Source organism: Cryobacterium sp. MDB1-18-1 (assembly GCF_004402735.1).
Lineage (GTDB): Bacteria > Actinomycetota > Actinomycetes > Actinomycetales > Microbacteriaceae > Cryobacterium > Cryobacterium glucosi.
On record NZ_SOFR01000055.1, the window covers coordinates 95,994 to 121,553 of the forward strand.

General features: G+C 68.5%; 28 protein-coding genes and 1 tRNA gene. 9 read left to right on the forward strand and 20 right to left on the reverse strand.

What is annotated here, in order from left to right:
- Positions 1–56: 56 nt before the first annotated feature.
- The 12 genes from E3O50_RS19470 to E3O50_RS14445 all read right to left on the reverse strand — a co-directional run bounded on the left by E3O50_RS19470 (position 57) and on the right by E3O50_RS14445 (position 9,354).
- On the reverse strand, positions 57–551 hold the full coding sequence (locus E3O50_RS19470) for a metalloregulator ArsR/SmtB family transcription factor (RefSeq protein WP_206750886.1): 495 nt from the start codon (positions 549–551) through the stop codon (positions 57–59).
- Between the two features lie 59 nt (positions 552–610).
- A complete protein-coding gene (locus E3O50_RS14395) occupies positions 611–1,495 on the reverse strand; it encodes an EamA family transporter (protein WP_134559445.1) in 885 nt (294 codons plus the stop codon).
- An 80-nt stretch (positions 1,496–1,575) separates the two neighbouring features.
- On the reverse strand, positions 1,576–2,220 hold the full coding sequence (locus E3O50_RS14400) for a phosphoribosyltransferase family protein (protein WP_134559447.1): 645 nt from the start codon (positions 2,218–2,220) through the stop codon (positions 1,576–1,578).
- A gap of 73 nt (positions 2,221–2,293) precedes the next feature.
- The gene (locus E3O50_RS14405) at positions 2,294–2,791 is read right to left on the reverse strand and encodes a pilus assembly protein TadG-related protein (protein ID WP_134559448.1); all 498 of its coding nucleotides are present in this window, start codon (positions 2,789–2,791) and stop codon (positions 2,294–2,296) included.
- Positions 2,788–3,183: a hypothetical protein gene (locus tag E3O50_RS14410; RefSeq protein WP_241975381.1), complete on the reverse strand. Its 396-nt coding sequence runs from the start codon at positions 3,181–3,183 to the stop codon at positions 2,788–2,790. The genes E3O50_RS14405 and E3O50_RS14410 overlap by 4 nt, the downstream gene beginning before the upstream one ends.
- A gap of 106 nt (positions 3,184–3,289) precedes the next feature.
- Complete coding sequence (locus E3O50_RS14415) at positions 3,290–3,682, reverse strand: TadE/TadG family type IV pilus assembly protein (RefSeq protein ID WP_134559449.1); 393 nt, start codon at positions 3,680–3,682, stop codon at positions 3,290–3,292.
- A gap of 56 nt (positions 3,683–3,738) precedes the next feature.
- Positions 3,739–3,924, reverse strand: a complete 186-nt coding sequence (locus E3O50_RS14420; RefSeq protein ID WP_134447281.1) for a hypothetical protein — start codon at positions 3,922–3,924, stop codon at positions 3,739–3,741.
- Positions 3,925–4,023: 99 nt separating this feature from the next.
- Positions 4,024–4,971, reverse strand: coding sequence for a type II secretion system F family protein (locus tag E3O50_RS14425; RefSeq protein WP_241975382.1), 948 nt, complete (start codon positions 4,969–4,971; stop codon positions 4,024–4,026).
- Entirely contained in the window at positions 4,959–5,867 is a 909-nt protein-coding gene (locus E3O50_RS14430) for a type II secretion system F family protein (protein WP_134559450.1), read from the reverse strand. Before E3O50_RS14430 ends, E3O50_RS14425 begins: the two co-directional genes overlap by 13 nt.
- The gene (locus E3O50_RS14435; RefSeq protein WP_134559451.1) at positions 5,864–7,093 is read right to left on the reverse strand and encodes an ATPase, T2SS/T4P/T4SS family; all 1,230 of its coding nucleotides are present in this window, start codon (positions 7,091–7,093) and stop codon (positions 5,864–5,866) included. The genes E3O50_RS14430 and E3O50_RS14435 overlap by 4 nt, the downstream gene beginning before the upstream one ends.
- A 90-nt stretch (positions 7,094–7,183) precedes the next feature.
- Entirely contained in the window at positions 7,184–7,948 is a 765-nt protein-coding gene (locus E3O50_RS14440) for a 3-hydroxybutyrate dehydrogenase (RefSeq protein ID WP_134445808.1), read from the reverse strand.
- Positions 7,949–7,950: 2 nt separating this feature from the next.
- Entirely contained in the window at positions 7,951–9,354 is a 1,404-nt protein-coding gene (locus E3O50_RS14445) for an MFS transporter (RefSeq protein ID WP_134559453.1), read from the reverse strand.
- Positions 9,355–9,494: 140 nt separating this feature from the next.
- Here E3O50_RS14445 and E3O50_RS14450 point away from each other — a divergent pair, with 140 nt between their 5' ends.
- The 4 genes from E3O50_RS14450 (at position 9,495) to E3O50_RS14465 (ending at position 12,093) form a co-directional block, all read left to right on the forward strand.
- Positions 9,495–10,421: a LysR family transcriptional regulator gene (locus E3O50_RS14450; protein WP_241975383.1), complete on the forward strand. Its 927-nt coding sequence runs from the start codon at positions 9,495–9,497 to the stop codon at positions 10,419–10,421.
- 32 nt (positions 10,422–10,453) lie between these two features.
- Positions 10,454–10,535, forward strand: a tRNA-Leu gene (locus E3O50_RS14455).
- 1 nt (position 10,536) lies between these two features.
- Positions 10,537–11,238: a DedA family protein gene (locus tag E3O50_RS14460; RefSeq protein WP_134445811.1), complete on the forward strand. Its 702-nt coding sequence runs from the start codon at positions 10,537–10,539 to the stop codon at positions 11,236–11,238.
- Positions 11,239–11,337: 99 nt separating this feature from the next.
- Positions 11,338–12,093 carry a VTT domain-containing protein gene (locus E3O50_RS14465; RefSeq protein ID WP_166790663.1) on the forward strand — a complete coding sequence of 252 codons (756 nt, stop codon included), beginning with the start codon at positions 11,338–11,340 and terminating at the stop codon, positions 12,091–12,093.
- A 172-nt stretch (positions 12,094–12,265) separates the two neighbouring features.
- On the opposite strand, the gene E3O50_RS14470 is transcribed toward E3O50_RS14465, so the two are convergent.
- From E3O50_RS14470 to murI, 4 genes are all read right to left on the reverse strand, one after another.
- On the reverse strand, positions 12,266–13,189 hold the full coding sequence (locus tag E3O50_RS14470) for a cation diffusion facilitator family transporter (protein WP_134445812.1): 924 nt from the start codon (positions 13,187–13,189) through the stop codon (positions 12,266–12,268).
- A 125-nt stretch (positions 13,190–13,314) separates the two neighbouring features.
- The gene (rdgB, locus tag E3O50_RS14475) at positions 13,315–13,917 is read right to left on the reverse strand and encodes an RdgB/HAM1 family non-canonical purine NTP pyrophosphatase (RefSeq protein WP_134445813.1); all 603 of its coding nucleotides are present in this window, start codon (positions 13,915–13,917) and stop codon (positions 13,315–13,317) included.
- A gap of 3 nt (positions 13,918–13,920) precedes the next feature.
- Entirely contained in the window at positions 13,921–14,655 is a 735-nt protein-coding gene (gene rph / locus E3O50_RS14480; protein WP_134445814.1) for a ribonuclease PH, read from the reverse strand.
- Positions 14,652–15,566, reverse strand: coding sequence for a glutamate racemase (gene murI, locus E3O50_RS14485; RefSeq protein WP_134445815.1), 915 nt, complete (start codon positions 15,564–15,566; stop codon positions 14,652–14,654). The genes rph and murI overlap by 4 nt, the downstream gene beginning before the upstream one ends.
- Before the next feature lie 167 nt (positions 15,567–15,733).
- Here murI and E3O50_RS14490 point away from each other — a divergent pair, with 167 nt between their 5' ends.
- Entirely contained in the window at positions 15,734–16,966 is a 1,233-nt protein-coding gene (locus E3O50_RS14490) for a beta-ketoacyl-ACP synthase II (RefSeq protein ID WP_134559457.1), read from the forward strand.
- A gap of 93 nt (positions 16,967–17,059) precedes the next feature.
- On the forward strand, positions 17,060–18,388 hold the full coding sequence (locus tag E3O50_RS14495; RefSeq protein ID WP_134445817.1) for a nicotinate phosphoribosyltransferase: 1,329 nt from the start codon (positions 17,060–17,062) through the stop codon (positions 18,386–18,388).
- Between the two features lie 37 nt (positions 18,389–18,425).
- On the opposite strand, the gene E3O50_RS14500 is transcribed toward E3O50_RS14495, so the two are convergent.
- From E3O50_RS14500 to E3O50_RS19710, 4 genes are read right to left on the reverse strand one after another with little or no spacing between them, the layout of a single operon-like run.
- Positions 18,426–18,719: a DUF3039 domain-containing protein gene (locus E3O50_RS14500; protein ID WP_134445818.1), complete on the reverse strand. Its 294-nt coding sequence runs from the start codon at positions 18,717–18,719 to the stop codon at positions 18,426–18,428.
- 20 nt (positions 18,720–18,739) lie between these two features.
- The gene (locus E3O50_RS14505; protein WP_134445819.1) at positions 18,740–19,222 is read right to left on the reverse strand and encodes a DNA alkylation repair protein; all 483 of its coding nucleotides are present in this window, start codon (positions 19,220–19,222) and stop codon (positions 18,740–18,742) included.
- 7 nt (positions 19,223–19,229) lie between these two features.
- Entirely contained in the window at positions 19,230–20,807 is a 1,578-nt protein-coding gene (locus tag E3O50_RS14510) for a hypothetical protein (protein ID WP_134559459.1), read from the reverse strand.
- Positions 20,783–21,571, reverse strand: a complete 789-nt coding sequence (locus tag E3O50_RS19710) for an ABC transporter ATP-binding protein (RefSeq protein ID WP_241975394.1) — start codon at positions 21,569–21,571, stop codon at positions 20,783–20,785. The genes E3O50_RS14510 and E3O50_RS19710 overlap by 25 nt, the downstream gene beginning before the upstream one ends.
- Positions 21,572–23,236: 1,665 nt before the next feature.
- On the opposite strand from E3O50_RS19710, the gene E3O50_RS14520 reads away from it, so the two are divergent.
- The 3 genes from E3O50_RS14520 to E3O50_RS14530 are packed head-to-tail and all read left to right on the forward strand — an operon-like array spanning position 23,237 to position 25,554.
- On the forward strand, positions 23,237–23,929 hold the full coding sequence (locus tag E3O50_RS14520) for a phosphocholine cytidylyltransferase family protein (RefSeq protein WP_134559461.1): 693 nt from the start codon (positions 23,237–23,239) through the stop codon (positions 23,927–23,929).
- Between the two features lie 42 nt (positions 23,930–23,971).
- Positions 23,972–24,772, forward strand: a complete 801-nt coding sequence (locus E3O50_RS14525) for an ABC transporter permease (protein WP_241975384.1) — start codon at positions 23,972–23,974, stop codon at positions 24,770–24,772.
- On the forward strand, positions 24,772–25,554 hold the full coding sequence (locus tag E3O50_RS14530; RefSeq protein WP_134445822.1) for an ABC transporter ATP-binding protein: 783 nt from the start codon (positions 24,772–24,774) through the stop codon (positions 25,552–25,554). Before E3O50_RS14525 ends, E3O50_RS14530 begins: the two co-directional genes overlap by 1 nt.
- The last annotated feature ends 6 nt before the right edge of the window (positions 25,555–25,560 follow it).

A 25,560-nucleotide genomic window follows, 5' to 3' on the forward strand; every position in this document is an offset into this window, starting at 1 on the left:
CACCACCCGCGGAGCGGCGGAACACCCGCGTTCGACCTTGCCGGCCCGGTGCGGGCTCAGGACTTCCGTGAACCGCCCGACTTCGCCGGCTTCCGAGACTTCCCGGCCTTCGACTTTGCGGATTTCTTGTGGGACTTCGCTGGCTTCGGGGACTTCGCCGGCTGTAGCGAAGCGGACGGGACCGCAGAAGGGAGGGAGGCAGCCTGCGCGCCGCTCGGGTCGGCATCCGCTGCACGTGTCGCCGGCACCGAATCGGCCAGCGGATCACTCTCCCCCGCCGCAGCCCGGCGGTACCCCTGCAACCAGGCGTCGAGATCGTCGAACACTGTGGGCGCGAGCGAGTAGATGCGTTGCTGGGCGCGAGGCTCCACCGCGACAAAGCCCGCCTCGCGCAGCGCGCGCAGGTGCCGGGAGGTTCCGGGCTGGCTGAGGCCCAGGTGCGCCGCGAGTTGGCCGGTGCTGCGGTCGCCGAGTCGCAATTCGGCGAGAATCGCGCGGCGGTTCCCGTCGACGAGGACATCGAAGGCGGTTTGCAAGTCCAAGATGTGCATGCATTCAGTATGTACTCGGCTTATATAAGCCTCAAACGCATATACGAGACACTTCCTGGCTAGGGAATGGCGCCCGCTGTCGCCTCCAGGTCGGAGATCGGGCGGTCGCGCTGGGTCGCGATCGCGGCGCCCGCGGCCACGCAGACCACGACGATCGCGATCTGCTGCTGGAGCAGCAGAGTCTCCCCGAGCACGAGCACACCGAATATCGCCGCGATGACCGGTCCGAAGCTCGTGATGATCGCGTAGAGGCGCGGGGTGATCCGGCGCAGGATGTACGTGTCGAGCACGTACGGGAATGCAGAGGAGAGCACCCCGATCGCGAGCAGCAGCCCGAGCACACCCCAGTCGAGCCGGGTGTAGTCGACGGTGAGGAGCGCAAACGGCACGAGCAGGGTGAGACTGACGACGCTCGCGACCGAGATGCCCTCGAGGCCGGGGAAGGTCACGGCGACCCGTCGGGTCAGCAGGATGTACCCGGCCCACGCCGCCGCCGCGACGAGGGCGTAGAACAGGCCGAGCAGGTTGATCTCTCCGGAGGACCAGGTCAGCAGGAAGACTCCCCCGGCCGCCGTGGTCGCGCAGATGAAGTCGAGCGGTCGCCGCGAGGTGAAGAGGGCGAGGGAGAACGGGCCCAGGAATTCGATCGTCGCAGCGATGCCGAGCCCGAGCAGGTGCACCGCCTCGTAGAAGGCGAGGTTCATCACGGCGAGGTCAAGTCCGAGAAGGAGCGCGGGCCAGAGCAGCCGCCACGTCAGGGTCGACAGCTTCGGTCGGTAGAACGGCAGGACCGCGCAGGCCATCACGATCTGCCTGGCCGCGACGACGACGGGGGAACCGACGATCGGGATCGCGAGTCCGGCGAGCGAGGAGCCGTAGTTGATGCTGACCTCGGTGACGAGCTGGGCACCGGCCCCCGCCAGCCGTTTGGATTTCGCCGTCACGCCGGGCGCCCCTGTCTCGTTCACGATGTCGTGCCGCGCGGATCGCGCTCGAATTCGAGGCTAGCGGGTGACGGGACGGTTCAAGGCCCGGCCCACGCCTCGGCCAGGAGTGTGACCGTTTCGTCATCGGAGAGCTGGTGGAAGTCGACGTAGAACTGGCCGATCGCCCAGAACTGCTCGGGGGTCTGCACCACGACGACGTCGTCCGCGAGCCCGCGCATCTCCTCGACGACATCGGCCGGGGCGACGGGCACCGCAAGGACGATACGGGCGGCGCCCTGGCGCTTCACTGCGGCGAGGGCCGCCTTGGCCGTCGCTCCCGTGGCCAGCCCGTCGTCCACGACCACGACGACCCGTCCGTCTGGGTTCACCCGGGGACGGTCTCCGAGATAGGCGGCGCGCCGCCGCTCGATCTCGGTGAGCTCCCGGCGCCTGGCCCGGCCGAGTCCCGCGGCGTCGGCCCCGGTCTCGACGAAGACGTCCTCGTTGACGATCATCTGGGCGTCTGCCCCGTCCACGACGGCGCCCATCGCGACCTCGGGGAATCCGGGTGCACCGAGCTTGCGCACGAGGATCAGGTCGAGGGGAGCGTGCAGGCGCCGGGCGACCTCGAGGGCGACCGGCACTCCGCCGCGTGGCAGCGCATAGACGACGGGGTCGGTGAGGTCCAGCTCGGCGACGAGCTCGGCGAGCAAGCGGCCGGCGTCGCGGCGATCGGTGAACATGGGGCCTCCCGGTTCCTCCCGGTTCCTCCCGGACTCTCCCGGTTCACTGTGGAGAGTAGCCCCGCGTGCGCCTCTACCGGAAGACCGAGCGGGCGACGGCCGACACCTCGAGGGGAACACCCGCCGGCAGCACGAGGGTGAGGATGGGCGGGCGCCAGTACGCACTCAGGGACACCGTCGCACTCTGACCGTCTGCGGATGTTGCCCGGCTCACGACCAGTTCCTCGAGGGTGGGGTGCGGGGCCGCCGCGAGGTAGGCATCCGCTGCCGTGCGTACCGCACCGGAATCGAGTTCGGTGCGCAGCGGGACCGCCGAACCATCCGGGGCGATGGTGACCGCGTCCAGGGTGTACGCCTCAGCTGCGGCGAGCGCGGCACCGTCCGCGAGGGTGAGCAGGCGTTTCCGCTCGAGGTAGAGGGACGATGCGGCCACGACCAGGAGGATCACGACGAGCGCGAGAAAGCCGTAGAAGATGGTGAGCAGGAGGGTGGAACCGGTGTCGTCCGACAGGTCGTCCGGCCTGTCGGCGGCTCGCACCTCGGGCGCCCGGCGTCGTGGTCGCACGGTCATGGTCCGGTCCCCGGCTGCCAGAATCGGGACACGGTCTGGGTCGCGTTCGACTCGAGGGGCACGCTCGCCGTCCCGGCCAGCCCAAGCACGTCCGGTACAAGGGGCAGGGACACCCGCAGGCGCACGGTGACCGTCACTGCGGTGCGGCGTTTCAGGCATCCGCCGGCCGCGGCCGCGCAGTCGATCGACACCTGCGCGTCCCCGGCCGGAAGGCCGTAGTCGGCGAGGGCGAAGTCGACCGCGCGCTGAGCGCGCTCCGCCGCGACTGCCTCGCTCGGCGCGCGCACATAGACCCGGGCGGCCTGCCGGGCGGCGCCCTCCACGGCGAGCGCGCCGCCCTGAAGCACGGACATGGCGAGCACGAGGTAGACGAGCGGCACAAGGAGAATCATGCCCGTCGTGATGAATTCGAGGGACGCTGACCCGTGGTCAGAGCGCAGTCGGCGGGAGATTCGTTTCACAAAACCGGCGGGGGCTGAATGACGGGTGGCGTCTGCCTCAGTCCGAGCCTTCGACGACGGCACGCCCGATCACCTCCAGGCTCCGATCGGGGCCGAGCAACCCGAGCAGCGGAAGCGGGGCGACCACCCGCATCCGCACGGTTGGGAAGCCTCTGTCACTCGCGTAGGTCGCGGTCACGTCGGTCGCGAAGGCGGGACCGAGCGCGGCCACGATCAGGTCCCGGGTGCGCGCGGTGCCGGCATCGAGGCCGGTGTCGGCGAGCGAACCGTAACGTGCGCCCTCGGCGGCGGCATCGAGCACGGTGTTGCGCACGTGCAGCGCGAGTGCGAGTTGAAGCACGGTCAGGGTCAGCACCGTCAGCAGTGCCGCGACGAGCACGAACTCGGCCGGCGAGGAGCCGCGGTCGGCACCGAAATCGAGGCGCAGCATCCCTCGCCGACCGCCGGTCTGCGGCGCGACGCCGTGCGCCGGGCGGGCCGAACCCGTCAGAGTCCGCTCACCCGGTTGATCGCCTGTTGGAAGATGCCGCTCAGCGCCGGCCCGGCGAGACCCCAGATCACGATCACCAGCCCGGCGGTCATCAGCGTGATCAGGACCCAGCCGGGCACGTCCCCGGTGTCGTCGTGCCTCGCCGTCCACTGCCTGCGGATGCGCCGCGTCAGGGTATGCATGTTCGTCTCCTCTTCTCGGTGGTCGTCGTGTCGGTGCTTGTCGTGCAGGTGGTGAGGGTGCCAGGGTGCGGTCCATATATGCGGTCGAGGCCGGCACGGTCAGAAACCGGCCTGCAGGATGAAAAGGCCGGGGAAGATCGCGAACAGGATCGTCATGGGGAGGATCAGGAATACGAGCGGAACGAGCATCGCGACCTCTTTCTTCCCCGCGACCTCGAGGAGCTCGCGCTTGGTCTCCTCGCGGGCGTCCTGCGCCTGGGCGCGCAGCACCTCGGCGAGCGGGGTGCCGCGGTCGAGTGCACCGCCGACCTGGTCGACGAAGCGGGTCAGCGCCGTCAGTTGCAAGGACCTGGCGAGTGACTGGAGGGCCTCGACGAGCGGGATCCCGGAGTGCACCTCGGCGACGACGCCGGCGAATTCGCGGGACAGCTCCCCCGCGCTCGTGCGGGACACCCTGGCCAATGCATCGAGGATGCCTTCCCCGGCCGACAGGGACAGGGTGAGGAACTCGAGAATGGTCGGCAGCTCGGCACGCATCCTCGTGAGTCGGCTGTGTGCGGCTCGGCGCAGGAGCCCATCCCAGAGCAAGGCACCGCCGAGCCCGACGAGCACGGGGATCGCGGCAGCCGCCAGCACCGGGAGGGCGTGCAGGGCGGGGACGAACACGACCGCGACGAGGCCGGCGGCCAGGGACAGGAGTGCGCAGACGAGCTGCTGGGAGCGGAACTCGTCGAGGCTGCGCCGGTACCCCGATTGCCGGAGACGCCGTTCGACGGTGTCGGAACCGCCGAGGAGAGCCGCGAGTCCGCGTCGAAGCCGGCCGAAGACCGGCACGAACAGGGTGCCAAGCACCGGGATCGGATCGACGGTGGTGCGCCCGACGAACGCGCGGGCCTCCGGCGACACGTCCAGGATGTACGGGGCCAACCGGTCGGCCAGCCGGGGCCGGCTGAGCCGGGGGAAGACGCTCACGAGCGACCAGAGCCCGACACCGAGCACCGCGCCGAAGAACACACCCCACGCGAGCGGGGCGCTCACCGGAACCACCGGCGTTCCTCGGGCAGGCGGCCGATGAAGACCATCAGGCGGTATGCGATCACCGACACCACAAGTCCGGAGACGATCACGGCAACCCCGCTGCCGGTGTTGTATGCGACCGCTCCCTCCGGCCGGGAGGACAACAACAGGAGCACGATCCAGGGTGCGGCGACGCCGAGCCTTGCGGCGTTGACGACCCACGACTGCCGGGCTTCCACCTCCGCCCGAATCGCGGCATCCTGCCGCAGCCAGGCCGCGAGGTCACGGAGCACGAGGGTGAGGTCACTTCCCCCGACCTCCCTGGCCATCCGCAGGGTCTCCAGAATGCGGTCGGCCACCGGATCGGCAAGGCCGGCCTTGAGCCGGTCGACGGAGTAACCGAAACTCCCGGTCGCGCGGTAGTCGCGGGCGAAGTCGGCGAAGGCGGCCCTCGTCGGCACCGGCCCGGATTCGGCGAGCGTGCTGATGCTGTCCGGCAGGGCGAGGCCGGAGCGCACGCCCGAAACCAGGTGGTCGACGACGTCCGGCCAGACCGTACGGTGCGAGCGCCGCCGCTCGCGGGCCCGCCAGAGCACGATCGTCATCGGCACCAGGGTGCCGACAACGCCGGCGACAAGGGCGAGCACCCTGACTCCGATCAACGCCTGGGCGAGGGCAGCGCAGGCCAGGCCCAGCAGGAGCGAAATCGCCGTGAACGCCGGGAGCGGCAGCGAGCCGAGGCCGGCAAGGGCGAGGGACCCGCGCAAGGTCGCAGGGCCGCGCGGCTGGGGCCGTCCGCTTGCGCCGTCAGCCGGGCTCGGGGGTGAATCCTGTGCGCCCGCCGCCACCCGGCGCCGCGGCCAGAGGAAGGGCGCGGCCATGAGCAGCAGGCCGGCGCCGAGGAGGCAGCCCAGCGCGAGCCTCATGCGCGGTCCGCCCGCAACACGATCGCGGGGTCGAGCCCCACCGCCCGGAACTTGGCCAGCTTGCCGGGGTGGCCGCCCGTCGGCGTGAGCCCGCCCCGGTCGGCGAGGAAGATCGGGCTCGCCTCGATCACGGTGCCGGCGAGCCGTCCGCTGACCGCGAGGATCTCCGTCACCCGCCGGCGCCCGTGCCGGTCGATCTCGCAGTGCACGACGATGTCGATGCACCCGGCGACGGTCGGCAGCACGAACGCGGAATCGATGTTGCGCCCCGCGAGCAACGGCAGCGTGCAGAGCTTGGCGAGGGCGTCCCTCGCACTGTTCGCGTGGATGGAGCACATCCCCGGCAGGCCGCTGTTGAGGGCGATCAGGAGGTCGAGGCTCTCGGCCTCGCGAACCTCGCCGACGACGAGGCGGTCGGGGCGCATCCGCAATGACTCCTTGATCAGTCGCCGCAAGGTGATCTCGCCACGACCCTCGAGGCTCGGCTGCCGGCACTGCATCGACACGACGTCGCGGGCGGACAGGTCGAGTTCGAAGGTCTCCTCGACCGTCACGATCCGTTCGTTGCGCCGGGTCGCCGACAGCAGGGCGTTCAGCATCGTGGTCTTCCCGGTCTGGGTGGCTCCCGACACGAGGATGTTCTGTCCGGCGAGCACGCACATCCGCAGGAACTCCGAGGCCTGCTGGGTGAGCGAGCCGAGGCCGACGAGCTGGTTCAGGTCGCGGATGCGCCGGGTGAACTTCCGGATGTTGACCGACCACTCCCGCGTGATGTCGGGAATCACGACGTGAAGCCGCGAACCATCCGGCAGGGAGGCGTCGACGAACGGTGAACTCAGGTCGACACGACGGCCGGAGGCCTGCAGCATCCGTTCGACGAGGTCGCGCACCTCCCGTGCGGTGAGGACCATGTCGGTGAGTTCGGGTACGCCGTCCCGAGCGACGAACACCAGGGACGGTCCATTGATCCAGATCTCCTCGATCTCCGGATCGTCGAGGAGCGGCTGGAGCGCCCCGAACCCGGTCAGCGAAGCGACGACTTCCCTGGCCGCCTGATGCTCGTCGGAGATGAGCGGATGCGCCCCGCCGAGCGCCCGCTCACTGTAGCGCTGGAGCTCGGCGCGCACGTATCGCTCGGCGAGGTTCTCGTCGGAGGCGAGGTCGACGCCGTCACGGCGCACCCGTGAGCGCACCTGCTCGGTGATGATGCGCACGGCCTCGCTCATGCGCACAGTGTGCCCGGACGGCCGGATCCCCGTTGAAGTTATCCACAGGCATCCGCCGTCCGGGCCGCACACCGGAATGGGCCAGTCGGATCAGCGGGCCGACCAGCCGCCGTCCATGCCGTAGCTCGAGCCGGTGACCATCGCCGCGTCCGTCGAGGCGAGCCACGCCACGAGCGAGCCGACCTCCGCCGGTTCGACGAGGCGCTTGACCGCGCTCTCGGTGAGCATGATCCGACTGAGCACCTCCGACTCGGGGATGCCGTGCACGACGGCCTGGTCGGCGATCTGTTTCTCGACCATCGGCGTGCGCACGTAGCCGGGACTCACACAGTTGCTCGTGACACCGTGGTCACCGCCCTCGAGGGCGGTCACCTTCGAGAGCCCCTCGAGCCCGTGCTTCGCCGAGACGTATGCGGCCTTGAACGGCGACGCACGGATGCCGTGCACCGAGGTGACATTGACCACCCGTCCGAAACCGCGTTTGTACATCCCAGGGAGCGCCGCCCGGATCAGCAGGAACGGGGCCTCGAGCATGAGGGCGAGGATCAGCCGGAAGTCGGCGGGGTCGAAGTCGGGGATCGGGTTGATGCGCTGGATCCCCGCGTTGTTCACGAGGATGTCCACGTCGCCGAGCACGTCCGCGAGCCGGGCGTCCGTCAGGGCCGGAGTGTCGGCGAGGTTGACGACCCACGTCGAACCGTGAACCTCCGCGGCGAGCACCGAAGCACTCGCCGCGTCGATGTCGGCGACCGTGACGTGGGCTCCGCGGGCAGCGAGGGAGCGCACGACGGCCTCGCCGATGCCGCTCGCTCCCCCGGTGACGAGGGCGCGCCTCCCTGCGAGGGACTGTTCCACGGTCAACGCAGCGCCGGGGCCGGTTCGAGGCCGTGCCTGGCGGCATCCGCTGCGTCGACGTCGCGGAGCGAGATGCCGTTGGTCTCCTTGAGTGTCACAACGGCGACGACCGTGATCGCACACGCGATCACGAGGTAGAACGCGACCGGCAGCCAGGACTTGTACTGCTGGAGCAGCGCCGTCGCGATGATGGGCGCGAGCGAGCCGGCGAGGATCGACGTGACCTGGTAGCCGAGGGAGACGCCGGAGTAGCGCATCCGGGTCGGGAACATCTCGGCCATGATCGCCGGCTGCCCGGCGTACATGAAGGCGTGGAAGCACAGCCCGATCGTGATCGCGGCGACGATGACGACCGGGTTGAGGGTGTCGAACATCGGGAAGGCGAAGAACGCCCAGCTGGCCCCGAGAATCGCGCCGGTGAGGTAGATCGGTTTGCGGCCGAAGCGGTCGGAGAGCCTGCCGACCTGCGGGATCACGAGGAAGTGCACGACGTGGGCGATCAGCAGGGCAAGGAGCAGCTGGCTGGTGTTGTACTTGTGCACCGTGACGAGGTACACGATCGAGAAGCTCACGATCGTGTAATAGAGGATGTTCTCGGCGAACCGCAGCCCCATCGCGCCGAGGATGCCGCGCGGGTACTTGCGGACGACCTCCATCACGCCGTAGCTGATGGCCTTCTCGGCCTCGACCTGGGCGCGGGCCTCGAGGAAGATCGGCGCTTCGCTGACATGGGTGCGAATGTAGTAGCCGATCACCACGATGATCGCGGACAGCCAGAAGGCCACCCGCCAGCCCCAGCCGAGGAATTGCTCCGCAGGCAGGATCCACGACATGGTGAGCAGCACGAGGGTCGCGAGCAGGTTGCCGACCGGGACGGCGGCCTGCGGCCAGCTCGCCCAGAAGCCGCGGGACTTGTCCGGGCTGTGCTCCGCGACGAGCAGCACGGCGCCGCCCCATTCCCCGCCGACGGCGAAGCCCTGGATGAAGCGGAGTGCAACGAGCAGCGCGGGCGCCCAGTATCCGATCGTGTTGTAGCCGGGCAGGCAGCCCATCAGGAAGGTCGCGGCCCCGACGAGGATGATCGTGACCTGGAAGGTGTGCTTGCGGCCCAGGCGATCGCCGATCTGGCCGAAGACGATGCCTCCGAGCGGCCGGGCGATGAAGCCCACCGCGTAGGTGAGGAACGCGGCGATGATCCCGTCGAGTTCGCTGCCCGCGTTCGGGAAGAAGAACTTACCGAAGACGAGGCTCGCCGCGGTCGCATAGAGGAAGAATTCGTACCATTCGACGACCGTGCCGACCATCGAGGCGGCCACGATCTTCCTGAGGCCGGAGGTCTCTTCCCGGTCGTCGCGGGATCCCGCGCCTCCGGGGCTGTCGGCAGTGATGCGTTCGTTGACGCTCATGTCTGTCTCCTTCGGTGTCTTCGCTGACACTGTCGCTGGATGCCGGGGGCGGGTCGCCGCCCTGGCTCCACCGAGTATCGCCGCCCGTCGGCTCTGCGGCCATGACCACTTCCGAAGTCCGTGTGTGCATAATTGCAGATATGACCGGACCCCGCCCCACCCTGCCGCCGAACGCCGACGACCTTCTCGTGCTGCTCGCGGTCGCACGCAGCGGCCGTTTCGTGACCGCGGCGGAAAGCCTCGGCCTCAATCACACCACGGTCTCGCGCCGCATTGCAGCCCTCGAGAAGGCGCTCGACGGCCGGGTGCTGTCCCGCACGGTCGGCGGCTGGGAGCTCACGGAACTCGGCTCCCGCGCGGTCAACGCCGCGGAAAACGTCGAGGCCGCCGTCTCCCTGCTCGGCGGCCCTCCCGGGCAGGCCGCTCAGCTCTCCGGCGTCGTGCGGCTCTCGGCGACGGATGGCTTCAGCGCGTACATCGCAACGCCGGCGGTCGCCGCGCTGCAGCGCCGGCATCCCGGCCTGCGGGTCGAGATCGTCACGGTGACGCGGCGCGCGCTCCAGCACCGGTCGGGACTCGATATCGAGGTCGTCGTCGGAGAGCCTCAGGTGCACCGGGCCAACGCGATCCTGCTCGGGCACTATGTCCTGGGCATGTATGCGTCGCGGGACTACCTGGCCGAGAACGGCACGCCCGTGAGCGTTGCAGAGCTCACCGAGCATCCGCTCGTCTACTTCGTCGATTCGATGCTGCTCGTCGACGACCTCGATGCCCCCAGGCGGCAGGTGCCGTCGATGCGCCCCTCGCTGAGTTCGACCAACGTGTTCGTGCACGTCGAAGCGACCAGGGCGGGAGCAGGGATCGGTTTCCTGCCGTGTTTCATGGCCGACCAGCACCCGGACCTCGTGCGCCTCCTGCCGGACAAGTTCAACGAGGAACTGCCGTACTGGATGGTGCTCCGCGCCGAGTCCCTGCACCAGCCCGCCGTCGCCGCCGTCGTCGACGCCCTCCGTGCCCGAACCGCGGCGTTCACCCACGCCCTGCAGGGCCGCGGAGGGGCAGGCTGACCAGACGATCTGGCTACACTGGAACGGCACAAGCGGGAGTGGTGAAATTGGCAGACACGCAGGATTTAGGTTCCTGTGCTTTCGAGCGTGGGGGTTCAAGTCCCCTCTCCCGCACATGATGAGCACATCGGCCCTCGACGGCCAACTGACCGATGTGCTCGCGAACACGGGCGTCATCGTGTTCTACCTGCTCGTCTGGGCCCTCGTCTTCGCCGGGACCGCGGTATTCCTCGGAGTCTTCATCCCGTTCATCACCGGGGATTCGCTCCTGTTCGGGTCCGGGCTCGTCGCGGCATCGGCGGCGAACGTCGACATCGTCGTGCTGATGATCGGAACCGGAATCGCCGCATTCCTCGGCGACCAGGTCGGATTCCTGCTCGGGAGGCATTTCGGCCGCGGCTACCTCGATCGCCGCGGTGGCCGTCGCACCCGCGCTGCCATCGTGAAGACCGAGGCCTTCTACCGCAAGTACGGCTGGTGGTCGGTCGTGATCGCCCGGTTCATGCCCTGGGCGCGCGTCTTCGTGCCCGTCATCGCAGGGGTCGGCCGGATGAACTACTACCGGTTCCTCTCCAGTAACCTCGTCGGCGCACTCGCCTGGGGCGTCGGGCTCACCCTGACGGGATACTTCGCGGCGAGCCTGCCCGGCGTGAAGAGCGCCGCGTACGTCATCGCCGGGGTCTTCATCGCGGCATCCATCTTCTTCGGAGGCCGCACCTGGCTCGCCGACCGCGCCGAGAACCGCCGGGACGCGGCCGGCGGCGGCCGACCAGACGGCCCGGCCGATACCCCGGCCGACGACCCCGCGGCCGGGTAATTCACGGGTTCCACCCTCCCTTTAGCGCTAGCCTGTAACAGACCATCCCTGCTCATCACCGTGCGGTCGCCATGGCCACCACCGACTGGAGTCATCTTCGTGCTCAACACTGCTCTCAACCACGCCGGACTCATCCCGTGGCTTGACCCGGTAAACCTCATCGACGGGTTCGGTCCATGGGCCCTGCTCGGAGTGTGCGCGATCATCTTCGCCGAAACCGGCCTTCTCGTCGGCTTCCTGCTGCCCGGCGACACCCTCCTCGTCATCACCGGCCTCCTCACCTTCGCGGGCGTCATCCACATCAACATCTGGTGGGTCGCCCTCGCCATCGGCTTCGCGGCGTTCCTCGGCGGCGAGGTCGGCTACCTGATCGGTCACAAGCTCGGCCCGCGCGTCTTCGAACGCAAGGAATCCGGACTGTTCAGCGTCGAGAACGTGCAGCGCACCAACGGTTTCTTCGAACGCTTCGGCGGCTTCGCCGTGATCATCGCACGGTTCGTGCCGATCGTGCGCACGTTCGCACCCGTCGCCGCGGGCGTCGGCCACATGAACTACCGCAAGTATTCCCTGTACAACCTCGTCGGCGCCATGATCTGGGGCGCCGGCCTCACCTTCGGGGGGTACTTCCTGGGGTACATCCCGCCGGTCGCCGACTTCGTCACGCACTACATCGACCTGATCCTGATCGCGGCCGTGCTCGGCACGCTCATCCCCACCGCGTTCCACTACGTGCAGTCCTCACGCAAGGCGAAGAAGGCCAAGGCGCTCGCCGCGGCCGCGCCGGCGACGACCGACACCGGCAGCCTCGTCCTCGACGCGGATGTCTTCACCGGCCACCCCAAGCACGACGACTAACACTCCCCATCGCGGACTCCAGCGCGCGCTGCGTTCCGAATTCAGGAGCTGAGCCCGGCTGAACCGCTTCAGGAGTGCGTTGATCCCGGTTCCGGGCCTCAACTCCTGAATTCGGAACAGGCACGGACGTCTTTGAGGCGCGCGCGCGGAGCGTGGAAGCGGGAGGTCGGGGTCAGCGGTGCGGGAAGTCCTCGTGATCGGCATGCTCGGCCGGCTCGAGCTGGAACGTGGAGTGCTCGACATCGAAGTGGGTGCTGAGGCACTCCGAGAGGGCGTCGAGCAGCGCCCCTGAGCCGCCGGACTGCAGTACGGCGGGTTCGACGACGACGTGCGCACTGAACACGTGCGCGCCGGACGTGATCGCCCAGACGTGCACGTCGTGCACCGCTGCTACCCCCGGCGTTTCGATGAGGTGCCTGCGGATCTCTGCGACGTCGGTGTCGACGGGCACCGATTCGCTGAGCACCCGTACGACGTCTCTGAGCAGGGTGAAGCTGCGGGGCACGATCATGGCCGCGATCAGCAGGGACGCAATCGAGTCCGCCTGCTCGAAACCGGTGGTGAGGATGACCCCGGCCGCGACGATGACCGCGACGGAGCCGAGAGTGTCTCCGAGTACCTCGAGGTAGGCGCCACGCATGTTGATCGAGGAGCCGGCAGCAGGGCGCAGCAGGAGCAGCGCGCCGATGTTCGCGACGAGGCCGATCACGGCGACCCAGAGCATCGGTCCGGCCTGAACGTGGCCCTCGCCGGGCCCGAGCAGCCGGGAAACCGCGCCGATCACGACGGACACGGCGACGCCGAGCAGGATCAGCCCATTGATGAGCGCGCCGAACACTTCGGCGCGCTGGTAGCCGAACGTCTGCCGGTCCGTCGCCGGCCGGGCGGCCACGACGGTGGCGATGAGGGCGATGATCAGGCCGGCAAGGTCCGAGAACATATGCCCGGCATCCGCGAGCAGCGCAAGCGACCCGGTCAGCCAGGCCCCTGCGACCTCGACGAGGAGCACGAGGGCGACGATCCCGATCGCGAAGGACAACCGGGTGCGATTGGTGGCGGATGCCTGCCCGTGCCCGTGCGCGTGATCGTGGCCCATGCCTCCACGCTAGGCGGTGCCGGGGCGCGTCGCCAGTTCAGCGCCCAGTTGGGAATGAGAGCCGTTATCAGGGCTTGAGCGGCGCCTCCGCCGGTATCGAGACCGGTGCCGGTGCCGCTGCCGGATCAGCCGAGCAGCTCCCGCAGTACGGGGACGAGCCCGTCGAAGGCGCGCGCCCGGTGGCTGTCGCGATTCTTGACGGATGCCGTCAGCTCCGCCGCCGAGATCGCATAACCGTCCGGGAGGAAGATCGGGTCGTACCCGAAGCCGCCGGCCCCCGCGGCCTCGGTCAGGATCCGGCCAGGCCACTCCCCCGTCACGACCCGTTCGGTGCCGTCCGGCAGCGCCAGGGCGGCGACGCAGGTGAAATGCGCGGTGCGGTGTTCCTCCGGCACGTCCCCGAGCTGCCAGAGCAGCAGGCGCAGGTTCTCGCCGGAATCCCTGGCCGGGCCCGACCAGCGTGCGGAGAAGATGCCCGGCGCGCCGCCGAGGATGTCGACGCAGATACCCGAGTCGTCCGCGATGGCGGGCAGGCCGGTGTGTGCCGCGGCTGCACGAGCCTTGATGAGGGCGTTCTCGGCGAAGGTCGTTCCGTCTTCGACGGGTTCAGGGCCGTCGTACGCGAGCACGTCGACCCCCGGGAGCTGCGGCGCGAGAATGCGGCGCAACTCGTCGACCTTGTGCGCGTTGTGGGTGGCCAGTACGAGCCGCATGGTGTCAGCGCCCATCCGTCAGCGCCCGAGGGCGGCGTTCTGCAATTCGGTCAGGGTGACGGTCCCTGCGAGGGCGAGGTCGAGCAGCGAGTTCAGCTCCGCACGATCGAAGGGGGCGCCCTCCGCCGTGCCCTGCACCTCGACGAAGGAGCCCCGGCCGGTGACGACGACGTTCATGTCTGTCTCGGCACTCGAGTCCTCGGTATATGCGAGGTCGAGCATGGGAACGCCTTTGATGATGCCGACGGAAATCGCGGCGACGCTGTCGGTGAGGGGCTGCGCCTTCTGGCCGATGAACTTCTGCTGCCGACCCCACTCGAGCGCGTCGAAGAGTGCGACGTAGGCTCCGGTGATCGCGGCGGTACGGGTGCCGCCGTCGGCCTGGAGCACATCGCAGTCGATCACGATGGTGTTCTCGCCGAGCGCCTTCATATCGACGACCGCTCGGAGGCTGCGGCCGACAAGACGGCTGATCTCGTGCGTTCGGCCGCCGATCTTGCCCTTGACCGCCTCGCGGGCCATCCGCTCGTTCGTGGAACGCGGGAGCATCGCGTATTCCGCGGTGACCCAGCCCTTGCCCTTGCCGCTCATCCAGCGCGGGACACCGTTGGTGAACGACGCGGTGCAGAGCACCTTCGTGCGTCCGCAGGAGATGAGCGCGGACCCTTCGGCCTGGTCGCTCCAGCCGCGTTCGATCGTGACCGGCCGTAGTTCGTCGATTGCCCGTCCGTCTGCGCGCACGATGTCGGTCATGAGGTCTCCTTGGTGTGCCGGGCATCCCTCGGGTGGAGGAGGGACGCTGCGTGGTTGTGCTCGGAATTAGGGTGGGTTGCTGCGAACTCGACGAGCTCGCTGAGACTGAAGACACCGGTCTCGACCAGGTCGACGGTCGAGACCTCCGGGCCGGCCAGGCGATGGGCGAGGTCGAGGAAGTCATCGGCGCTGTTGCCCGTCGCCTCGTAGCGGTAACTCGGCGGTGCCTTCTCGGTGCGGGCGAGGCCCTGCCCGACGAGGATCCGGTAGACGTCGTTGGCGGTCTCGGTGTCGCTCGAGACGATCGACACGGCGTCGCCCATCACGTACGAGATCGCGCCGCGCAGGAACGGGTAGTGCGTGCAGCCCAGCACGAGGGTGTCGATGTCCGCAGCGCGCAGGGGGGCGAGGTATTCCTCGGCGACGGCGAGCACCTCGTCGCCTGTCGTGACGCCGGCTTCGACGAATTCGACGAATCGGGGGCAGGCCCTGGTGAAAAGCCTGATGTTCGTCGCTGCCGCGAAGGCGTCCTCGTATGCCCGTGAATTCACGGTGCCGATCGTGCCGATCACACCGACCCTGTTGTTGCGGGTCGTGCCGACCGCGCGTCGCACGGCGGGCTGGATGACCTCGACCACCGGGACGCTGTAACGCTCCCGCGCATCTCGGAGCACAGCGGCCGACGCGGTGTTGCAGGCAATTACCAGCATCTTCACGTCCTGGGCCACGAGGTCGTCGAGAACCTTGAGTGCGAAGCCGCGGACGTCGGCGATCTTCTTCGGCCCGTACGGCGAATTGGCCGTGTCTCCGATGTACAGAATCGACTCGTTGGGCAGCTGGTCCTTGATCGCCCGAGCGACGGTCAAACCGCCGACGCCAGAATCGAAAATTCCTATGGGTGCATCCGTCACGACAATCGAGCTTAGTCGGCCCGGCTGACCGAGGCTCCGAGGCCGTGCGGGCGCCCGCGTGTACCACGCCGGGAATATGGCCGTAACTACACTCGAAAGAGGGTTCCCGCCAACCGACGGTCGCCGCGCAGGACGGCGTCAGATTCGCCGTCGAGGAGATGATCGTCATGATTGACCGAGTCGTAATCACCGGGTTGGGCGCTCTCACGCCCCTGGGCAACACCTGGCGGGAGACCTGGTCCGGCCTCACGAACGGTCGCAGCGGCGTCGCACGCATCACCCAGTTCGACCCCTCCGGATTGCCCACCCGCATCGCGGGCGAGGTCAAGAACTTCATCGCCTCAGAGCGGATGCCGTTCAAGCAGGCCAAGCGCGCCACACGTGCATCACAACTCGCCATCGCCGCGGCACGCGAAGCCGTCCAGGACGCAGGGTTCGGCGAATCCATGGAAGGCATCGACACCGCCGTCGTCGTCAACAGCGCCGTCTCGGGATATGCAGAGATCCAGGAGGCGACGGAACTCGTCAACTCGGGCGGCTCACGCCGGATCCCGCCGCGCTTCGTACCCTCCTCCCTGCTCAACATGGCCGCATGCGAGGTCGCGATCGACCTCGGCGTGCACGGCCCGGTCAACGCGAGCGCGCTCGCCTGTGCGAGCGGCGCATACGCCCTCCTCGAGGCACGCACGATGCTGATGATGGGCGACGCGGACGTCGTCATCGCCGGTGGCGTCGAAGCGGCGATCACCCCGGTGATGTTCGCCGGCCTCAATGCGATGCACGCGGCATCCACCCACAACGACTCGCCCGCCGAGGCAAGCCGCCCCTTCGACGCCGACCGGAGCGGACTCGTCTTCGGCGAGGGCGCCGTCATCTTCGTGATGGAACTCCTCTCCCACGCCAGGGCACGCGGAGCGAAGGTCTACGCCGAGGTGCTCGGCGGGGCGCTCACGAGCGACGGCTTCAGCATCGTCGCCCCTGACCCCACCGGACAGTACGCGAGCGCCGCGATGACGAAGGCGCTCACGAAGGCGAAGCTCAACCCGAGCGACATCGACGTGATCTGCGCGCACGGCACCTCGACGCAGGCCAACGACCGCGCCGAGACCTCCGCGATCCGGCGGGCGCTCGGGCATGCCGCCGACCGCATCGCCGTCACGGCGCCCAAGTCGATGACCGGCCACATGATCGGTGCGGCCGGGGCGCTGTCCGGACTGCTCTGTGCGCTGAGCATCAAGACGGGCATCATCCCCCCGACGATCAACTACACGACGCTGGACCCCGACTGCACGCTCGACTACGTGCCGCTCGTGGCCCGTGAGCGGCCCGTGCGCTACGCCCTCGCGAACGCCTTTGGCTTCGGCGGCCAGAACTGCATCGTCGCGTTCGGCGCGCTGTAGGGAGAGTATGACCAGGCGCGGCCGGGGCAGGCTGGGAACGCCGGCCGCGGCCCGTCCGCTGGGGCAACCCCGCCGGAGGAATAGGCTGGCCGCGTGACTGAATCCTCCGCGTTCCGCACCGACCGATACGAGCTCACCATGGTGGACGCCGCCATCCAGAGCGGCACCGCAGACCGGGAGTGCCTCTTCGAGGCGTTCGCCCGGCGGCTGCCGGATGGGCGCCGCTACGGCATCGTCGCGGGCACGGGGCGCCTGCTCGAGCTCATCCGGGACTTCCGATTCACGGATGCCGAGCTCACCTGGCTGCGCGACAACCACGTCGTGCGCACGCCCACCCTCGACTGGCTCGCCGACTACGCCTTCCGCGGCAATATCTGGGGCTACCAGGAGGGCGAGGCGTACTTCCCCGGCTCTCCCCTGTTCTCCGTCGAGGGCAGCTTCGCCGACGCCGTCGTGCTCGAAACCCTGGTGTTGAGCGTGCTCAACTACGACAGCGCCGTCGCTAGCGCGGCCGCGCGCATGGTCTCGGTGAGCCTCGGCCGGCCGATCGCCGAGATGGGCTCGCGCCGCACGAGCGAGTACGCCGCCGTCGCCGCCGCCCGCGCGGCGTACATCGCCGGGTTCGCGTCCACGAGCAATCTCGAGGCCGGGCGCAGCTGGGGCATCCCCACGATGGGTACGGCGGCCCATTCCTTCACGCTCCTGCACGACAGCGAAGCGGATGCCTTCGAAGCCCAGGTGGCGGCGTTCGGCTCCTCGACGACCCTGCTCGTCGACACCTACAACATCCAGGCCGGAATCGACAGGGCCGTCGCGGTCGCCGGGACAGGGCTCGGTTCGATCCGGATCGACTCAGGGGACCTCCCGACCGTCGTCGCCGGCGCGCGCGCCCAGCTCGACTCGCTCGGCGCGGTCAACACCCACATCACGGTGACAAGCGACCTCGACGAGTATTCGATCGCCGCACTGTCGGCGTCTCCCGTCGACGCGTTCGGCGTCGGCACCTCCCTCGTCACGGGTTCTGGTGCCCCCGCCGCCGGGATGGTCTACAAGCTCGTCGCGCACCGGAACGACGCCGGCGAGTGGGTGTCTGTCGCGAAGACATCCGCGGCCAAGGTCTCGGTCGGGGGCCTCAAGCGGGCCGTTCGACGTCTCGACGCGAGCGGAACGGCCCGCGCCGAGGTCGTCCTGCTCGGCGGCGACCCCGCAGACACGACGGAGCCCGCGGAGGAATCCGGGCGGGACCGGGTGCTGCTCGTCCCGCTCGTCACAGACGGCGTGATCGACGAAAGCCACCTCGGGGCGGCCGGCACGGAACGCGCGAGACTGCACCATGCCTCTGTGATGCGTGAGCTGCCGATCGAGGCTTTCCGCCTCGGCCGCGGGGAGCCCGTCATCCCGACGATCTACGAGCAGGGGTAGACAGGTACGGGTAGACCGGAAGGGGTCTGCGGAACCGCTACTTCTTCATCGTGTCGTAGATCTCTTTACAGGTCGGGCAGATCGGGAACTTCTCCGGGTCGCGACCGGGAATCCACATCTTCCCGCACAGTGCCTTGACCGGCTTGCCGGAGATGGCGCTCTCGAGGATCTTGTCTTTGGGTACGTAGTGGGAGAACCGCTCGTGGTCGCCCGGTTCGATCTGCTCGGTGTTGAGCAGTTCCTCGAGCTCGCGGTCGAGCGTGGACGTACCGCCGCCCGGCTGGCCGGGGTTGCCCGGTTCGGCGATACTGGCGCGAATGATTCTGATCATGGGTCCTAGTCTAGGCAGCGTCAGGCTTCCCTCACGAGGGCGGCGGTGCGGCGGAGCCACGGGTCCTGGTCGCGCGCCCAGCGCTCGATGGCGGCATCCGCCCTGGTGCGAGGGAGTCCGGAGAGCCGTCCGACGAGGGGGCGGGTGACATCGCGGGCGAGCGGATCCGCGAGCGCGGCCAGCCGGGCGTCGCGGAGGAAGCCTTCGATCCGGGTGAGATCGGTGTTGGTCAGCAGTGCGACGTTCGACTGCAGCAGGACGACGGCGGCGAACCGGCGCTCGAAGACGGGAACGTCCCACAGCTCTGTGCTGAGCGCCGTGACCTCGTCATGCGTCAGCCCCGGGTACCGCCGGGCAGCGTCCCGGATCGTGCCCCGGATCGCCCCGATCGTCGCCCCGTAGAAGTCCAGGTCGCTTCCGAGTCTGGTCTTCTCCGCCTGGGCCCGGTATTCGTCCCCCTCGTTGCGCAGGGTGGTATCGACGAACTCGCAGGCGGCGCTCACCGACGGGTCAGGCGCGCAGCGCCGAGGCGAGCATCTCGGGTCCGCGGGCGTCGAACGTTCGGCCCCCGAGCCAGATGCCGCCCCAAAGGGTGAGCAGGCCGACGACGACACCGCTCGCGAGGGACGGCAGCAGCCAGACCGGATCGACAAAGAGGCCGAGGACCGCGAACCCGATCGCCGGGAGCGAGAGGATGACCGATCCGACGAGGGTCACGGACTGGATCAGCGCTGCCGCGGTGTCGGAGGCTTGCGGCTGCGTGAACGGACTGTCGCCTGGCTTGGATGCCGGGTAGGGGAAGCGCGCCGAGCTGTAGCTCGAGAAACCGAGTCCGGTCAGCAGGATGCAGGTGCTCACGCCGAGCACGGCGGGGAACGCGCCCCAGTCGCCGTACACGGCGACGCTGATGCACGAGCCGATGCCGATCAGTGGGATTCCGACCAGGAACGCGGGAACGAGCCGGCCCATCCGGTCGGCCATGCCCCGGGTGCCGGAGACGACGTGCAGCCAGATCGCGGTGTGGTCGAACGCGACGTCGTTGTGAAGCGCCCAGCCGAGGAAGATGCACATCAGCGGCACCGGCAGGAGCGCGAGGGCCTGGACCGGAACCCCGGCGAACGCGAGCGGGAGAACGACGAGCACCGGGATCACCGGGATCATCACGAGGGACATGCCGTAGCGGGGGTCCCTGCGCCAGTAGGTCAGGCTTCGTGCGGCAATGGCGCCCGCGGCATTGTTCGGCAGGCGGTCGAACCAGCCGAGGCCGCCGTACTCCTTGGCGACGGCTTCCCTGCCGGGTGAGACGAGCATCCGGCTCACGAGCGCTTGCCAGGCGACCCAGAGGACGAGCAGGAATGCCGCGGCCTCGAGCAGCTTGAGGAGTGCAGCACCCCAGTCCCCACCTGCCGCATCGCCGGGCGCCGACCAGGCCGCCCCGAGCGGAGTCCAGCCGAGGATACTGCTGAGGCCGCCCATGAAGCCCGTGCCGTAGAGACTCCAGTCGAGGTTGACCACGAGCACGGTGACGGGAGCGAACATGACGAGCAGGAGAACGCCGACGATTCCGGCGATCTCCCGCGCGCGGCGAGTGGCCAGCAGGAACGAAGCAATGGACGTACTGACCCGGGAGCCGAGCATGCAGGTGGCAAGGAGGAGCGCCGCGGACAGGACGGCGAACACGGTCTCACCGGGTCCGCGCGACCAGGTCACGATGGTGCCGAGCAGCACGATCGTGAGCACGATTGCGGGGACGCCGATCAGTGCGGACACGGCAAGCCCCAGCGACAGTTGCCGGTTGGGGATGCCCATGACCGCGAACTTGCGGGGGTCCATGCTGTCGTCGATGCCCGTCATGAGCGGAATCAGCAGGAAGCCGAGCACGACGAGCGAGCCGGCGACCACGATGCCGTCACGGATCGAACCGACGCCGTCGTCGACGAAGCGCAGGCCGACAAGCAGGGCGAAGATCCCGGCCGCGACCGCGAGCCCATAGAGCAGTCCGATCACGATGCCGACGACCTGCCAGGGGCTCCGCCGGAAGAGATTGCCGAAGAGCCGGAGCTTCAGTCCGAGAAACTGTGCAACCATTCCATCCCCTCCGCCACTTTTCGCCCTCCGGCGAGTTCGATGAACCGTTCTTCGAGGGTCTGCCCGCCACGCACCTCGTCGACAGTGCCGGCCGCGAGGACCTTGCCGTTGACGATGATCGCGACGTGATCGCAGACCCGCTGGATCAGGTCCATGCTGTGGCTCGAGAGGACGACGGTGCCGCCACTTGCAACGTACTTCTGCAGGATCTCGGTCACGTTGACTGCCGAGACCGGGTCGACGGATTCGAACGGTTCGTCGAGAACGAGCAGGCGCGGCGAGTGGATCATCGCGCAGGCCAGGGCGATCTTCTTGGTCATGCCCGCCGAGTAATCGGCGACCAGTCGGTTGAGTGCGTCCTCGAGTCCGAACGCAACGGCGAGGTCGGCGGATCGTTTCCGGACGGTCGCCCCGTCGAGCCCGCGGAGCACGCCGGCGTAGTAGAGCAGCTGGGCGCCGGTCAGGCGGTCGAAGAGACGCAGTCGGTCCGGCAGCACCCCGATGACGCGCTTCGCGGCGACCGGGTCGCTCCAGACGTCGATGCCGTGGACCTCGATCGAACCGTCGTCCGGACGGAGGAGGCCGGTGACCATGGAGAGGGTCGTGGTCTTGCCCGCACCGTTCGGGCCGACGATGCCGTAGAAGGAGCCGGTGCGGACCTCGAGGTTGATTCCGGAGACGGCGAGCGTGCTTCCGAAAGACTTACGCAGGGCCGTGACAGAGAGGACGACAGGGGCGGGTGCGGTACGGGCACCGGGAGCGATGGCGAGGTTCGCGGCAGCCGGCTCGGCAGGCTCGACCTCTGGCTCTGGCTCCGGTTCCGGTTCGGGTTCCGGCTCGGGTTCTGGTTCCGGTTCCGGTTCGGACACGAGCTCCGGCACGGGCGGGGCCTGCGGCTCCACCGAGTGCACGGTTTCGGGCTCGGTTTCTGTCTCGGGCACGAGTTCGGTTTCCGACTCGGTGACGGGCTCAGTTTCGGGCTCACTGGGGAGATCGGTGACGGGCTCCGCGTCAGGCTCGGTTGCGGGCTCGGTGACGGTCGCCGGCTCGTCGAGAGTCGAGGACCCTGCCGCCTTCGCGACGATCGGCACGGGTGCTGCGGCGACGACGGGCCCGGGGTCGGGCTCCGGAGCGTCGATCGGCTCAGGGACAGCGACGAGTCCCGGTTCCGGAACGGATGGGGCAATCGGCTCACCAGCACGAACCGGTGCCGGTACCGGCATGACCTTGGTCGCGGGCGGAGGTGTCGGGTCCGGACGGACCGTCGACACCTCGTCGTCCTTCGGCTGCGTGGCTGCCGGCGTGGTGGACTTGTTCTCGACGGGGGGCAGGTGCAGGCCGAGGACGGCCGTGGCGACCCAGTCTCTGGAGGTCCCGACTCCCGGGCGGATGCGTGGGGGCTTGGGAACGGCGGGAGGCGCTGAGACAACGGATGGCACGACGATCGGCACGACGCCGGGTACGGGAAGCCGGCCGCCGCGTGCGGGCGCGTCCGGCGGCATGGGGCCGAGTGAACGCTTGGCGAGGGCCTCGGTGCGGGCCTGCGCCTGGGCGCGGGCAAGCGCCTCCGGGTCGGGACGCGGTTTGATCGCGGCCAGAGCCAGGGCATCGGCCTGCGCCTTCGCGCGTGCGGCGGCATCCGCCTGGGCGCGCGCCTCGGCCGCCTCGTACTCGCGAGCCTGGGCAGCTGCGTACTCTTCGGCTTCGTCACGGGCACGAGCCTCCGCCTCCGCCTCGGCCTGCGCCTGGGCGAGGGCTTCCGCGGCGGCAAGGGCCTCCGCACGGACGACGGCAGCCTTCGCGGCACGCGACTTCGCCGCGCTCGCCCTCGCGGCGCGTTGACGAGCGGCCGTCTCGGCCTTTTCTGCGGTCGTGCGGGTCTTGGCCGCGGCTCCTGCCGCAGGGGCGACATGGGTCGGGGACGGCTCGGCCGGATCAGCGGGTTTCTGGGGAGCCGCGGCAACCTTGCGAACCGGGCTGGCGCGGGGCTTCTGGGTTCGGGCGACGGGGGTTCGGGCTGCCGGAGTTCGGGGTGAAGCGGTGCGCGCCGAGGTTGCGCGGTCGGGCGTCGTCTTGGCCGGACGCGCCGGAATGGCTGCGTCGTTCGACGGGGCCGAATCGGACGCGGGCACAGTTGTGGTCGGCTCGTTGGGCTCGGAGTTGGGAGGCACGTGAGTCACCTCGCCAACCCTACCAACGACCCTCCGACAAGACTGGATGGCGGGCGCGAATCCCGCCGAAAACGCGCTCGACCCGGCCCGTTCACCGGGGCCGATTCCACGCGGCGGCACCCGAAAGGGGCACTTCGGGTAGACTGACCCTTTCATGTTGGTGTGTCTGAACGGAAAAGACGAGGTGAACCACAGGCAAACTGGCTCGACATTTTTCGAACCGGGCGCAGGTAGCCCGACACTGTTAAGGAGACAAATATGGCCACCCAGGTAGTCATTTTGGCAGCGGGAATGGGCAGCAGACTGGGTCGTTCACTGCCCAAGCCGCTCACGGAACTCAGCGACGGCCGGTCGATCATGCGTCAGCAGTTCGACAACATCGAGCACGCATTCGGATCCCTGGCCCGCGTCACCATCGTCGTCGGTTACAAGCTCGAGCACATCATCGAGGCGTTCCCCCAGGCATCCTTCGTCTACAACGAGGAATATGACCAGACCAACACGTCCAAGAGCCTCCTGCGCGCCCTGCAGGCCTCCGGCGCGGGCGGGGTGCTCTGGATGAACGGCGACGTCGTCTTCGATCCCGCCGTCCTCGATCGGGCGCACGCCATGGTCGAACGCGACCAGTCTTTCGTGACGGTCAACACCTCACAGGTGTCCGAAGAAGAGGTCAAGTACACGACCGACGACGAGGGATACATCAGGGAACTCTCCAAGACCGTGACCGGTGGACTCGGAGAGGCCGTTGGCATCAACTTCATCTCCAGTGCGCACAAGGCGATCCTGGTGCGCCATCTCGCCAGGGTGAACAACCAGGACTACTTCGAGCGCGGCATCGAACTCGCGATCGAGAAGAACGGCCTGCTGATCGAACCCCTCGACATCTCCGACTTCTACGCTGTCGAGGTCGATTTCGCCGAAGACCTCGAGCGCGCGAACCTGTTCGTCTGATTCGCATTCACCCTGATTTTGTGAACATCTAGAGTGGAGTCTGTGAGTAGCTACGCAGAAGTGCGCCCTGAACAGCTCACCGCTCTCTCCCGCTACCGCCACTCACTGTGGCTCCTGACCCAGCGCGACCTGCGGGTCCGCTACTCCACCTCGTTCCTCGGCTATTTCTGGTCGATCCTCGACCCGCTCGTGATGGCCGGGATCTACTGGTTCGTGTTCACCCAGGTGTTCCACCGGGGCGTCGGGCACGAGCCGTACATCATCTTCCTGCTCAGCGCGCTGCTGCCCTGGATGTGGTTCAACGGAACCGTCTCCGATTGCACGCGCGCGTTCCTGCGCGAGGCGAAGCTGATCCGGTCGACCCGGATCCCCCGCACCATCTGGGTGAACCGGCTCGTGCTCTCCAAGGGCATCGAATTCCTCGCCTCGATCCCGGTGCTCGTGCTGTTCGCCGTGTTCGCCGGCGCCCGGCCGAGCGTCGAAATCGTGTTCTTCCCGCTCGCCATCGTGATCCAGGCGATCCTCACGGCGGGGGTCGGCCTCATCGTCGCGCCGCTCGTCGTGTTCTTCCGCGATCTGGAACGCGCCGTCAAACTCATCCTGCGCTTCCTGTTCTACGCATCCCCGATCATCTACAGCACCCAGGACCTGCCGCACCAGCTGCACTTCTGGGCGGCGTTCAATCCCCTCAGCGGCATCTTCAGCCTCTACCGGGCGGCCTTCTTCCCCGGCAACCTCGACTGGTTCACCGTCGGCGTCAGCGCGGCCATGTCCGTCGCCTTCCTCGGACTCGGGCTGCTGGTCTTCACGCGCACCGAGCGCGCGGTCCTGAAGGAGCTGTGATGACGGGAACAGTCCGGACGCCGGGATCGGCCGTGACCGGGGCGCCTGTGATCGCCCTGGCCGGGGTCGGCATCCGTTTTCGCCGTAACCGACGCGGCAGGCGCAGCTTCAAGGACCTGTTCGCGAGCGGGGCCCGGCGCACCAGACCCGGCGAATTCTGGGCCTTGCGCGCCGTATCCTTCACGGTGCAGCGCGGAGAGGCCATCGGCGTTGTCGGTCGCAACGGCCAGGGAAAGTCGACCCTGCTCAAGCTCGTGACCGGGGTCGTCCTGCCCGATGAGGGCACTGTGCGGGTGACGGAGGGCGTCGCACCACTGATCGAGATCACCGGCGGTTTCGTCGATGACCTCACCGTGCGCGACAACGTCTATCTCACGGCGGGCCTGCACGGCATGACGAAGAAACAGATCGGCGAGCGTTTTGACGAGATTCTCGACTTCGCCGAGATCGGAGACTTCGTCGACACCCCGTACAAGCACCTCTCGAGCGGTATGAAGGTGCGCATCGCCTTCGCGGTCATCTCCCGGCTCGAGGAGCCGATCATCCTCGTCGATGAGGTGCTCGCCGTCGGCGACAAGGCCTTCCGGGAGAAGTGCTATCGCCGGATCGAGGAACTGCTCGCCGGCGGCCGCACCCTGTTCTTCGTCTCGCACAACGAACGCGACCTGCGTCGCTTCTGCGCCAGGGGCCTCTACCTCGACAAGGGCGCGCTCGTCCTCGACGGTCCACTCGACGAGGTCCTCGCCCGGTACGACGCCGATTACGGCGTGCGGCCCGCCTGAGCCGGC